Origin of the sequence: Hymenobacter sp. H14-R3, from assembly GCF_030063445.1 — a bacterium.
Taxonomy (GTDB): Bacteria; Bacteroidota; Bacteroidia; order Cytophagales; family Hymenobacteraceae; genus Hymenobacter.
On the sequence record NZ_JASITD010000011.1, the window covers coordinates 53519 to 65459 of the forward strand.

An 11941-nucleotide genomic window follows, 5' to 3' on the forward strand; every position below is an offset into this window, starting at 1 on the left:
TTTTACTACGTAATCAAGCAATTAGCTGCGCAGCTGCTTGAGTTGCTTCTTGAGTTTTTCGATGCGCAGGCGCGCTTCCTCCATGCGGCCCTGGTACTCCTGGCGCAGTTGGTCGGCGTTTTTGGAGCGGGCGAAGAAGTCGAGGTTGGTTTGCAGAGTGGATACATCGTTTTCCAGCTCCTGGATTTCGCGGCGCAGGCCGGTTTCCTTGCGCGTGAAGGCCTGCTGGGCCTGCGGGCGGGCTTTGAGGCGGGCAATTTCCAGCTGAAACAGCAGGTCCTCGCGGTCGGTGGGCGTGATGCCGGCCGTCTGGTCCAGGTACTTACCCGCGAGGGTCATAAACTGCTCCTCGCCGCGGTCGGAAGTACCGCCGCCTTCGCCATCCAGGGTCTGCCAGTCGGCAGCCATCGCACGGAAGCCTTCGAGCGTGCCGGGCGCAGCGGGCGAGAGGGCGGCTACTTGCTGGCCCACGGTGTCGAGGCGGGTTACCTGCTCGGCGCTGGCGGCCGACTGGCGGTCCTCGCGGTGGCGGGTTTCCTGCTTGGGGCGCTCAAACACGCCGTCGCAGGCGGCCCGGAAGCGCTTCCAGATTTTGTCGGCCTGCTTCTCGGGCACGCGGCCCACGTCTTTCCACTCCTTCTGCACCCGGATGATGATGGTGCGGGCCTCGTCGAAGTCGGGCAGCTGCTGGGCGGCCTCGGCCTGCTCGATGAGGGCGTACTTGGCTTGCAGGTTGGTATTCTTCTCCGAGTCGAGGCTCTTAAAGAAGTCGTTTTTGCGGTTGAAAAACGCCTTGTAGGCGTTCCAGTACTGCTTGTTGAGGGCGTCGGCCTGGGCGCGGGGCACGGGGCCAGTGGCTTCCCACTCCTTCTTGATTTCCTGGAGCTCGTCGGTGCGCGAGCGCCACTCGTTCACGCGCTCGGTGGCGAACTCGGCGAAGGGCAGCACGCGCTCCAGCAGCGACTGCTTGGCGGTCAGGTTGTCTTTCTCCTGGGCCGAGCGCACATCCACAAACTCCTTGCGGCGCAGGTGCACGGCCTCGGAGGCGGCCAGGAAACGCTGCCACAGGGGCTCGCGCTGCTCACCGGGTACGGGGCCGATGTGCTTCCAGTCGTCGTGCAGCTTCTTGAGCTCGTCGAGGGCCTTGTTGATGCCGGGGGCGCCTTGCAGGGCTTCGGCGCGGGCCACGAGGGCCTCCTTGGCCTCCTGGTTGCGGCGGCGGTCCAGCTCCTTGAGCTCGTAGAAGCGGCCCTGGTTGGCGTAGTAGCGGTCGAGCAGGCCGTGGTAGCTGTTCCAGGTTTCCTGGCTGTCGGCCTGGGGCACGGGGCCGGTGCTTTTCCAGTCAGCCTGCAACTGCTTGAGCTTCTGCGAGCTGTCCTTGGTTTCGGCGTTCTCCACCAGCTGGCGCAGCTGGGCGAGCAGCTCCTGCTTGCGGGCCAGGTTCTGGCCGCGGTTCTGGTCCTCGGTCTTGGCATCGCGGGCGCGGCCTTCGCGGAACTCCTGGAGGGCCTTGTTCAGCTCGGCCTGGCTGGCGGGGGGCTGGAAGCTGAACTCCTGGGGCGCGTTGGCGTCTTCGGCCAGCTTCTGGCGCGAGGCGGCGCGGGCACTGGCTACGTTGGCCTCGTACTGGCGGCTGAGCTCAAAAATCTGCTGGCGGTTGCGGCGCGCGTCGGGCCGGCGCAGCAGGTCAATGAGGTGGGCAGCCTGGCTTTCGAGGTCGAGCGTGGCGAAGTCGGGGGCCGGGGTTTCGGGTACGTAGTCGTCGGCCTCCTCGCTGCCAGCATCACCGGCCGTTTCGTGCTGGTGCGCCAGCTCGGCCTGGTGGGCTTCGGCGGCGGTGTCGGTGGCTGAGGTGGGCAGCGTGGCCACGCCTTCGGGCATATTCTCGATATCCGCGGCGCTGGTCAGGGCCTGCACGGGGGCCGCCTCGTCAGCCGCGGGAGTTGCGGGCGACTGCTCCTCGGCCTCGGGGGCCGGGGCCATGGCTTCGCCGTAGTGCGCCACGGCGCGGGCGGCGGGGGCCGAGAGGTGCTCGGCGGCTACGTCGGCGGGCACGTGCTGGGCCGTTTCGGCGGCCGCGGCGGCTTCGGGCGACGTGTCAGCTTCGGGCGCGGCCTCGGCGGCGCTCCCGGGCTCGGGCAGGCCCAGGGCTTCGGCCAGGCCGGGCTCCGAGCGGAGCGGGTCGACTTCGGTTTGGGTGGCACCGCCGCCGGGGGGCACGGCGGCCTCGGCCGGGGTGTCGCTGAGGGCGGGGGCGGCGGGCGTGGCTTCGGCCGGGTCGGCGGTGGGCGCATCGCCCTGCTGGGCGCGGATTTCGGCCAGGCGGGCTTCGAGGACGCTCATGCGGTCAGCGGGCGTGTCTTGGGCGGGGGTGGGGGTTTCTTCGGGCAGCATAAAGCAAAGCGAAAAGCGGGCGGCCGGCCGGGGCCGGAAAAAGGAGGTTGGTGAACCGCCAGCGCGGAGGGCAAAGGGTAAAGTTAGGTCGTACTAGTTCAGGCGCGGGTCGAGCGGGTAGTTGGACAGGGCGCGGTAGCGGCCGCCTTTTTCGCGCAAAATGCCTTGCCAGAACGCATCAGACCTCAAAGTAAATACTTTCCCGGCACTAGCGGGCTGTCGAAACCAGGAGCCGCCCGTAATTTCCTGCTCCAGCTGCCCCGCCGACCAGCCCGAATAGCCGATAAAGCACCGCACGTCACCGGGTAGGATAACCCCGGTGTTTACCAGGGAGATAAGCAGGTCGAAGTCGCCGCCCCAGTACACGTCATCGCCCAGGCTGGTGGCCCCGGGCAGGGCGGCGTGGCGGTGCACAAAATGCAGCGTATCGAGCTGCACCGGGCCGCCTTCGTAGAGGAGCAGGGCGGCGGCGGGGCCGGGGGGCAGGGGCAGCGCGTCGCCGAGCACGGTGGCCGTGCGCCGCGTCAGCACCAGGCCAAACGCGCCTTCGGCGGGCTGGTGGCGGCACAGCAGCACTACGCTGCGCTCAAAGTGGGGGTCGCCCAGGAAGGGCTGCGAGATGAGGAGGGTTCCGGGCTTCATAGTAGAAGCAAGTACGCACGAACGGGCCGGATGGTGCCATTACCTTTGCCTGGTAGGGGCTTAAGGCTGGTTGCCCCGCCACTACTAGTTTTTATTTCAACGCATGAGCTTCTCTACTTCCGAAATGCCCGCCGTGCTGCCCGCTCGTCCCCCGCGCCAAGGATGGCGGCGCGGGAGCCTGCTGGTGCTGGCCGGGGGGCTGCTGCAGCTTGTGCTGCTGCTGGTTACCTATGGCAAGCTGCTGCTTCACCCCGGGCAGTATCTCCTTGTATCTCACTACGATGGGATTAAGAGCTACTACTCGCTGGCCACGTTTTTGCGCCAGCCCCTGCGCGAAGGCATGCTGCAGCACGGGCACAACTACCCGTTTGGCGAATACATCTACTACACCGATATCTCGCCCCTGGTGAGCGTGCCGCTGCACGTGCTGGTGCAGCTGGTGCCCGCCCTGGCCCCGTACGGGGTGTACCTGTACGACGTAGTTACGCTGGGGGGGCTGGTGGTAAGTACGCTGCTACTGGTGAGCATTTTACGCCGGCTGGCGCTGCCGGCCTGGCTGGCCCTGGTGCTGGCCCTGGTACTGCCCTGGCTGAGCCCGCAGGCGTTTCGCCTCAATGTGGGCCACATGTCCTTGTCGTACACGCCCGCCGTGCTGCTGCCGCTGTGGCTGCTGCAAGGGCTGTACGGGGCCTGGCGGGCGGGCCGGCCCACGGGGCGCTGGTGGGTGGGCCTGGGGCTGGCTACCACGGCGGCCACGTGGCTGCATTTTTATTACCTGGGAATAGTGGGCGGCTGGCTGGGGGCCTTTTTCCTGGTCTGGATTGGCCGCGAAGCGCTGGCGCACCGCCCGTGGCGGCGGCTGGCCGGCCGGGCCGCGGCGCTGCTGAGCCTGGTGGCCGTTTTTACCTTTGGCCTGCTGCAAGTGCTGGATAAGCGCCACGGCGAGCGGCCCACGGGTAGTGGCGGGTACGACTGGATAGAGTGGAAGTTTCAGTTCGGCACGCTCTTTCACGGGCACGACTTTTATAAAATCCGCTTTTTTCTGGAGCGCACGGCGCCGGTGCCGTATGAGTCAACGGCTTACCTGGGGGCCTTTGTGCTCTACGGGCTGGTGGTGGTGGGCATCCTGGCCCTGGTGGCCCGGCACCAGCGCCGCCAGGGCCTCGCCGAGCCCGGGCTGCTGCCCACGCTGCCCAGCGCCGCCACGGACGGCAACCGCGCTTTTCTGGGAATGCTGCTGCTGGCCGCTGTGCCGCTGGCCCTGGCGGCGCTGGGCGAGTCACTAGACGTGGATAACGGTAACTACTCGCTGCACAACTACTTAAACCCCTTTTTATGGGTGCACAAAGTCACCGACCGCATCACGCAGTTTCGGGCCCTGGGCCGTTTTATCTGGCCTTTTTGGTGGTCAGTGGTGCTGGGCTTTGCCTGGTACGCGGGCCAGGCCTGGCGGCTGGCCCAGGCCCGGCAGCTGCGCTGGCTACAAGGCCTGTGGGTGGTACTGGCCGGGCTGGGCGTAGTCGATATGCTTAATGCCCAGCACCACTACACCACCGTTACGCAGGTGAGCAACCTGCTGGCCGCGCCCGCCACCGACGAGGTGCGCCAGCTGGTGGGCTGGCTCAAGCCCGGCTACTACCAGGCGCTGCTGCCGTTTCCGTTCTACCACTCGGGCAGCGAGCCCAAGGAAGGTGAGCTCTACTACAACGTGGACCCCGACGACCCGCACTGCAACCGCACCTATCAGCTGGGCATGGTCACGGGCTTGCCCCTGATGAGCCACAAGGCCACCCGCACACCCTACTACCAGGCCCGCGAGCTGATGACTATGTTCCAGGCCGGCGGCCCCGGCCCCGACCTGCTTGGCCGGCTCGATAAGCGGCCCATCCTGGTGTACCTGGATACCACCTATTATAATGGGGGCAACAACTACTACCGCGACCTGCTCAAGGACCGCCCCGAGATGCTGGGTCTTTTCAACCGGGCCCCCGATTTTATTCGGGAGCAGCACATGCGCCGCCTCACCCACCAAGGACCGTACTCGCTCTACGAGTGGCAGCCGGGAAAATAAAAGAACTACTAAGGGGGGTGGGTGTTGCTAGCCCGTTAGGCGGCTAGGGTAGGCAAAAATTGCCCGCACCTCTTGCCCGCACCTCTTGCTTATTTAATTTGTAAATGACTGATTCCGAACTTGCCGACCTGCGCCAAAGCTACACCCAGCGCACCCTGCTGGAAACGGACGTGCTGCCCGACGCCGTGCGCCAGTTCCGGCAGTGGCTCGACGAAGCCGTGGCGGCCCAGCTGCCCGAGCCCGCCGCCCTTACCCTGGCCACCGTGGCCGCGGCCACCGGCCAGCCCAGCCAGCGCGTGGTGCTGCTCAAGGGCCTGCCCGACGACGCGGGCTTCCTGTTTTATTCCAACTATGACTCGCAGAAGGGCCACGAGCTGGCCGCCCAGCCCCGGGCGGCGCTCAACTTCTTCTGGCCCGGGCTGGAGCGCCAGGTGCGGGTAGAGGGCGTGGTGGAAAAAGCGCCCGAAAACGTGTCCACCGAGTATTTTCAGAGCCGGCCGCGCAGCAGCCAGGTGGGGGCCTGGGCCTCGCCCCAGAGCGAGGTCATCGGCAGTCGCCAGGAGCTCGAAGCCCGCGAGCACGAGGTAGAAGCCCGCTTTGCCGACCAAAACCCCTTGCCCCGCCCGCCGCACTGGGGCGGCTACGTGCTGCGCCCCACCCGCGTCGAGTTCTGGCAGGGCCGCCCCAGCCGCCTGCACGACCGCCTGGTGTACGAGCGCGCCGCTGGCAGCGAGAGCTGGAAAATCAGCCGCCTGGCCCCGTGAGGAGCGGTAAATGAGTAAGGGAGTAAATGAGTAAATTACTGGCTTGTGGGGTAGATTGGCTTATTACGTATTGATTATCAATATTTTGCTTCTCCGCTCTTTCTGCCTGTATCGCCAGCCAGCCCCTTACTCATTTACCCATTTACTCATTTACCGCCAGCCCCTTACTCATTTACCCATTTACTTATTTACCGCTTGGCTGAGATTCAACCCGTGCGCGGCTGGCGCTACAACCCAGCCCTGAGTGCCGAGATTGACGAGGTGGTGTCGCCGCTCTTCGACGTGGTGAGCGTGCGCCAGCGCGAGGCGCTTTATCGCAACCCCCTCAATTCCATTCACTTATCAGTGCCCCGGGCCGAGGGCGAGTTGTCGCCCACCCAGGCCGCCGCCCGCCGCCTGGCGCAGTGGCAGGCCGCGGGCGTGCTGCGGCAGGACGGCCTGCCCGGCATTTACGTGTACTACCAGTACTTCCGGCTGCCGGGCGAGGGGCGCGAGCGCTGCCGCAAGGGCTTTATGTGCCACATCCGGGCCACCGACTGGGCCGATAATGTGGTGCTGCGCCACGAAAACACGCTGCCCGCCGCCGTCAGCGACCGGGCCGAGCTGCTGGCCGAGCTTCAGTTTCAGACCAGCGCCACCCACGGCCTGTACCGCGACGAGGCTTTTGCGCTGGAAGCCCTGATGGACGAGGCCATTCAGGACCCGCTCTGCCAGACGGAGGAGGACTACCAGGGCGCGCGCGACGTGCTGGCCGTGATTCAGGACGCCGGGGTAATCCGGCGGTTTCAGGCCGTGCTGGCCAGCCGGCAGGTGATACTGGCCGATGGCCACCACCGCTACGAGGGCTCGCTGGCCTACCGGCAGGCCCGGCAGCTGGCCGCCGGCCCGGCCGGCAGCCTCGGCCACGAGCCCTGGAACTTCCACCTCATGTACCTCACCAACGCGGCCAGCGACGACGTGCGCATTCTGCCCACCCACCGGGTGCTGCGCGAGCTGCCCGGCAACCTCACCGATGCCGGGCTGCTGGCCCGGCTGGCCGCCTACTTCACGGTAGTGCCCCAGGCCGAGGCCCAGGACCTGCCCGAGCTGATGGCCGGCAAGCGCTGGGCCTTCGGCCTGGTGTTGCCCAGCGGGGCCTACAAGCTGCGCCTGCGCCCCGAGGTGCACGCCCAGCTCGACTGGCCCACCACACCCGAGGTGAAGGACCTCGACCTGACGGTGCTGCACTACTTCGTGCTCGAAAAAGTGTTGGGTATTGTGGGCCCCGACGCCCAGCGCCGCTGGGCCGGCGTGGCCTACGTGCGCGGCCTGGCCGAGTGCCTGCAACAGGTGGACCGGGGCGAGGCCCGCGCCGCCTTTCTCACCAACGAGGTGACCATGGCCCAGGTCGAGGCCGTGTGCCACTCGGGGGCCGTGATGCCGGCCAAATCCACCTTCTTCTACCCCAAAACGCTGGCCGGCCTGCTCTTTGCCAGCCTGGCCGAGGAGCCCACCGTATTCGGGGCGGTGTTTGAGGGGTGAGTCATTTTTATAAAATATTGTGCGTCAATTAGTTGTGTTAAACAGGAAGAAGGCCGCCCCGCCCGGCGCGCGGCCGGGACGCTTCTGGTTGCTGCTGGCGCTGGGCAGCGGGGCGCTGTGCGCGGGCTACGCCGCCCTGGTGCTGGGCACGGCGAGCTGGGCCGAGGCCCGGGCGCTGGACGGCCTCTACGCGCTTGACGACAACTGGCATATCCGCGCCTTTAGCCCCGCCGGCTGGCAGCGGGCGCAGCGGCTGCTGGCGGGCCTGGCGGCCGGCCTGGGGGCGGCGTGGCTGGCCCTGGGCCCCGCCACGGGGCCCGGCCGGCACGAGCTGCGGGCCACGCTGGCCCAGGGCCAGCGGCTGGTGGGCCGGGAGTGGGGGCAGTGGGGGCGCTTGTCGCGCGCCCGGCGCTGGGTATTCGGCGCGCAGCTGGGCGCGCTCACGGCCGTGCGCCTCTACCTGGGCCTGACCACGCCCTGGAACGATGACGCGGCCTCGTACGGCTTTTTTGTGCGGCACGGGCTACTGGCGGTGAGCGCCTACTACCCCATTCCCAACAACCACTTGCTGTCCAATACGATAGCCTGGGTATTTTACCAGCTGCAACCCGGTTTTTGGTGGACCATGCGCCTGCCCGTGCTGCTCATCAGCACGCTGGCCACGCTGGGCCTGTATATGGCCATGCGGCGGCGGCTGGGCTACTGGCCCGCGCTGCTGGCGGCCGGGGCCAGCAGCTGGGTGGCGCTAGGCCTGTACCAGGCCGCGGCCGGCCGCGCCTATTGGCTGACGATAGGGCTGACGGTGGGGCTGTTTTGCGCCCTGCTGGCGCTGCTGCGCCCCGGCCCCGGGGCCCGGCGGCTGGCCTGGGTGAGCCTGGTGGCTACGGGGGTGCTGGGCTTGTACGCCGTGCCCACGTTTGCCTACGCGCTGGGCTCGGCCCTGACGTGGCTGGCGGGGCAGGCGCTGTGGCAGCGCCGGTGGGCGCTGCTGGCGCGGGCCGTGGCTGCGGGAGCCCTCATTGGGGGCGGGGCCGTGCTGCTCTACGTGCCCGCGCTGTTTGTATCGGGCCCGCAGGTGCTGCTGGCCAACCCGTTTGTGCAGCCTTTGGCGGCCGCCGACTTCTGGCGGCAGCTGCCCGCCCACGCCTGGATTACGGAGGGCTTCCTGCTGGGCCAGCGCGGGCTGGGCGCGGCCGGCACACTGCTGGTTTTGGGGTTGTTTGGCTACCTGCTGTGGCGGTGGCGGGCGGGCCGGCTGGCCCCCGGCCTGGCCCGGCAAGTGCGCGAGGTGGGCCTGCCGGCGCTGTGGTTTGTGGGCTGGCCCTATGCGCTGCTGCTCGGGCAGCGCGTGCTGCCGCCCGAGCGCACGTGGCTCTATAAGGCGTGGTTTGGCTATTTGCTGGTGGCCCTGGTGCTGGCCGGCTGGCGGTGGCACCGCCCGGCGCGGCGCTGGCTGGTGGGCCTGGCGGCCGCGGTGTTTGTGCTCTACCAGGTAACGGCCCAGCTGCGCGACAACCGCCAGGCCCGCCGGCGGCTGGCCCCCGATGGGGACATGGCCGCCTGGCTGGCCCGGCACCCGCAGGCCCGGCCCGTGCTGGTGCCCGACGATGGCATCTGGAACTGGCAGACGCTGCAAGCCCACGTCAACGACCCCCGCCAGCCCTGGGCCGTGGACCGGGTGGCCTTGCCCGGCGTGCGCTACGGCTACGTGCTGACCCGGGCGGGCGCGCCCGCGCCCGCCGGCACCGGTTCCCTGGTATTCGCGGTGGGCACGCTGCGGCTCGCTCGCTATAATGCCCCGCCGGTGGCCGGGCCGCCCACGGCGCGCAAGCACTATTGAGCCGTAGGCGGGAGCCAGTAAGCGACCCTTTGCTTTGGGTCTGATTAGCAAGGAGTTGTAAAATAAAAGTGCCCGGTTAATTTTCCTCGATTGCTTTGAGATAAGCTAACTATCTGTAAATGAAAAAGTTATGAAATTGATTCTTGCCTCCGGCTCGCCCCGCCGCCGCCAGCTGCTCACCGACCTGGGCCTGGCCTACGAAATCCGGCTGCGCGAGGTGGACGAAAGCTACCCGCCCACGCTGCGCCGCGGGGCCGTGGCCGAGTACCTGGCCCGCCACAAGGCCGCGGCCTACCGCCCTGATTTAGCCCCGGACGAGTTGCTGCTCACGGCCGATACCATCGTGTGCCTGGCCGACGACGTGCTGAACAAGCCCGCCGATGCGGCCGCGGCCCGCGCCATGCTCACCCGCTTGCAGGGCCGCGCCCACCAAGTGTACACTGGCGTGTGCCTGCTGCCCGGCGACGGCCGCCCGCCGGTGGTGTTCTCCGACGAAACGACCGTGCACTTTCGCGCCCTGAGCCCCGCCGAGATAACTTTTTACGTGGACCGCTACCAGCCCCTGGACAAGGCCGGGGCCTACGGCGCGCAGGACTGGCTGGGCCTGGTGGGCATCGAGCGCCTCGAAGGCTCCTATTTCAACGTAATGGGCCTGCCCACCCACCGCGTGTGGGCCGCCCTGCACGCGCTGGGGCAGCTGTAAGCAAGGCGTGCTCTGCTGGTGATTAAGTAGGTGTTGGCCAATGACTTATTTTCAAAAAACTGGTATTAGCCACGTTCCGAAGCTCGGCCCGGGGCGCGGGCTACTGCTGCTGGCCTGCGTCGTGCTGGCGGCGTGCGCGGGCTACGCGGCGCTGGTGCTGTATTCGGCCAGCTGGCCCGAGGCGGCGGGGCTGCGCCAGTTTTACCACTGGGCACCAAGGGCGTACACGGTAGCCGAATTTCTGGGGCTGCGCCGGGGGCTGGCCGCCCTGGCGGGGGGGGCAACGCTGCTGGCCTGGGGCCTGGGCAGGGGCGGGCCCGCCCGGGCGGGCGGCGCGGCCCTGCGCCGGGAAGTGGGGGCGCTGTGCCGCCGGCTGGGCGCGGGGTGGGCCGAGCTCCGGCCTGGGCAGCGCTGGTTGGCCAGCGGCCTGCTGCTGGCGCTCACGGGGCTGCGCGTTTACTACAGCTTCGTACTTGTCCCCGGCGACGATGCCGTCTCGTACGAGGTGTTTGTGCGCGGGTCGCTGCTGCGGGTGAGCGCCGCCTACCCGCTCCCCAACAACCACGTGCTAAGCAACACCCTGGACTGGGTATTTTACCAGCTGTACCCGGGTTTTTGGTGGAGCATGCGCCTACCGGTGCTGCTGGCGAGCACGGCCGCTACGGTGGGTTGGTTTTTACTGCTGCTGCGGCGCAGTAGTTTCCGCATTGCGCTGCTGGCCGTGAGCTTGTTCAGCAGCACGCAGCTGGCGTTCTACCACAGCGCAACGGGGCGCGGCTACTCCCTGCTGTGCGGGTTGGGGGGGATTGGCTTTTTCGCCGTCTTAGAGCTGGCAGCCTCCGTAGACCAGTCCCGCCGGGCTACGGGGCGTCGGCAGCAGGTGGCGTGGGCGGCGCTGGTGGGCAGCGGGGTGGTGGGGCTGTACGTAGTGCCCACGCACGCCTATTTTCTGCTTTCGGCCTACAGCTGGCTGGCCCTTGTTGCACTGGCCGGCCGGGCCTGGGGGTTGTTGGGCCGGGCCGTGGGGCTGGGGCTGCTCACGCTGGTGGGGGCCGCCCTGCTGTACGCGCCGCTGCTGCTGCTCTCGGGGGCCGGGCTGCTGTTTCACAATGAGTTTGTGGTGCCCTTGCCAGTGGGGGAGTTCTGGCGGGTTTTGCCGCGCTACCTCTGGTTCACGGAAGGCTGGCTGAGTGGCCACCGGTGGCTGGGGGTGGGGCCGCTGCTGCTGGTGCTGCTGGGCTTTGCGCTGCAGTGGCGGCGGGCGGCCACCGGGCGATTGCCCGCCGCTACGGCCCGGCTGGTGCGGGGCCTGGGGCTGCCGGGCGTGTGGTTTTTGGTAGCGCCCTACCTGCTGGTGCTGGGGCAGCGGGTGCAGTCGCCCGAGCGCACGCTTTATTATAAAGCGCAGCTAATGACTGTAGTAGCCGCAATGCTAATCGACTGGGGCCTGCGGCAACCGGCCGCTGGGCTGCCGCGCCGCCGGGCCCTTCAGCTCCTGGCGGTGGGCAGCCTGGCTTTTGCCGGGACCCAGCTATTCTTTGTCGAGCGCAACAACCGCTTGCAGCAGGGCCACTGGGTGAGGTACCTGGCGGGCGGCCAGTGGCTGAGCCAGCAGCCCCCGGGCCCGGTGCTGGCCCCCGAGCCTTTGCACCGGTTTTTGCTACGCTTCTACGTGCACAGTCAGCTGTGGCACCAGCCCTGGCAGGTAGACGACCGGCCCCGGCCGGGGGTGCACTACCGCTACCTGGTGAGCATGCCCGGGGCCCAGCGGGTGCCCTACGGGCCCGCCGTGGCGGGCCCGCCCGCCTATCACGACGGGCTACTGGATATTTTTGTGGCTCCCTGATTTTACGCTGGCCGGCGGGGAGCCCCCACGGCCTGATTACTCATACACATGCGCTTTCTTGTGCGGTTTCAGCTGCTGCTGCTTGGTGCGGCGGCGGCGGGCCTGGCCCTGCTCTTTGGCTTTACCGACTATGCTACCCTGCTGGCCCGCGGGGCGCGCA

General features: G+C 67.8%; 8 protein-coding genes. 6 read left to right on the forward strand and 2 right to left on the reverse strand.

The window, feature by feature from the left end:
• Positions 1-21 precede the first annotated feature (21 nt).
• Both QMK33_RS11715 and QMK33_RS11720 read right to left on the reverse strand, forming a co-directional pair.
• The gene (locus QMK33_RS11715; RefSeq protein WP_283564773.1) at positions 22-2394 is read right to left on the reverse strand and encodes a DUF349 domain-containing protein; all 2373 of its coding nucleotides are present in this window, start codon (positions 2392-2394) and stop codon (positions 22-24) included.
• Between the two features lie 93 nt (positions 2395-2487).
• Positions 2488-3036, reverse strand: a complete 549-nt coding sequence (locus QMK33_RS11720) for a YqgE/AlgH family protein (RefSeq protein WP_283564774.1) — start codon at positions 3034-3036, stop codon at positions 2488-2490.
• Positions 3037-3139: 103 nt separating this feature from the next.
• Here QMK33_RS11720 and QMK33_RS11725 point away from each other — a divergent pair, with 103 nt between their 5' ends.
• The 6 genes from QMK33_RS11725 to QMK33_RS11750 all read left to right on the forward strand — a co-directional run bounded on the left by QMK33_RS11725 (position 3140) and on the right by QMK33_RS11750 (position 11781).
• On the forward strand, positions 3140-5107 hold the full coding sequence (locus QMK33_RS11725) for a DUF6311 domain-containing protein (RefSeq protein WP_283564775.1): 1968 nt from the start codon (positions 3140-3142) through the stop codon (positions 5105-5107).
• A gap of 104 nt (positions 5108-5211) precedes the next feature.
• Positions 5212-5871 (forward strand): pyridoxamine 5'-phosphate oxidase, encoded by a 660-nt coding sequence (gene pdxH, locus QMK33_RS11730; RefSeq protein WP_283564776.1) that lies wholly within the window; start codon positions 5212-5214, stop codon positions 5869-5871.
• A gap of 195 nt (positions 5872-6066) precedes the next feature.
• Positions 6067-7392 (forward strand): DUF1015 domain-containing protein, encoded by a 1326-nt coding sequence (locus QMK33_RS11735; RefSeq protein WP_283564777.1) that lies wholly within the window; start codon positions 6067-6069, stop codon positions 7390-7392.
• A gap of 34 nt (positions 7393-7426) precedes the next feature.
• Entirely contained in the window at positions 7427-9232 is a 1806-nt protein-coding gene (locus QMK33_RS11740) for a glycosyltransferase family protein (protein WP_283564778.1), read from the forward strand.
• Positions 9233-9362: 130 nt separating this feature from the next.
• Entirely contained in the window at positions 9363-9935 is a 573-nt protein-coding gene (locus QMK33_RS11745) for a Maf family nucleotide pyrophosphatase (protein WP_283564779.1), read from the forward strand.
• 40 nt (positions 9936-9975) lie between these two features.
• On the forward strand, positions 9976-11781 hold the full coding sequence (locus QMK33_RS11750) for a hypothetical protein (protein WP_283564780.1): 1806 nt from the start codon (positions 9976-9978) through the stop codon (positions 11779-11781).
• Positions 11782-11941: the final 160 nt, after the last annotated feature.

Bases quoted from the DNA above. Each gene is read 5' to 3' on its own strand.
- pdxH (WP_283564776.1), top strand. From the start codon at position 5,212: ATGACTGATTCCGAACTTGCCGACCTGCGCCAAAGCTACACCCAGCGC.
- QMK33_RS11745 (WP_283564779.1), top strand. From the start codon at position 9,363: ATGAAATTGATTCTTGCCTCCGGCTCGCCCCGCCGCCGCCAGCTGCTC.
- QMK33_RS11715 (WP_283564773.1), bottom strand. From the start codon at position 2,394: ATGCTGCCCGAAGAAACCCCCACCCCCGCCCAAGACACGCCCGCTGAC.
- QMK33_RS11720 (WP_283564774.1), bottom strand. From the start codon at position 3,036: ATGAAGCCCGGAACCCTCCTCATCTCGCAGCCCTTCCTGGGCGACCCC.
- QMK33_RS11750 (WP_283564780.1), top strand. From the start codon at position 9,976: ATGACTTATTTTCAAAAAACTGGTATTAGCCACGTTCCGAAGCTCGGC.
- QMK33_RS11725 (WP_283564775.1), top strand. From the start codon at position 3,140: ATGAGCTTCTCTACTTCCGAAATGCCCGCCGTGCTGCCCGCTCGTCCC.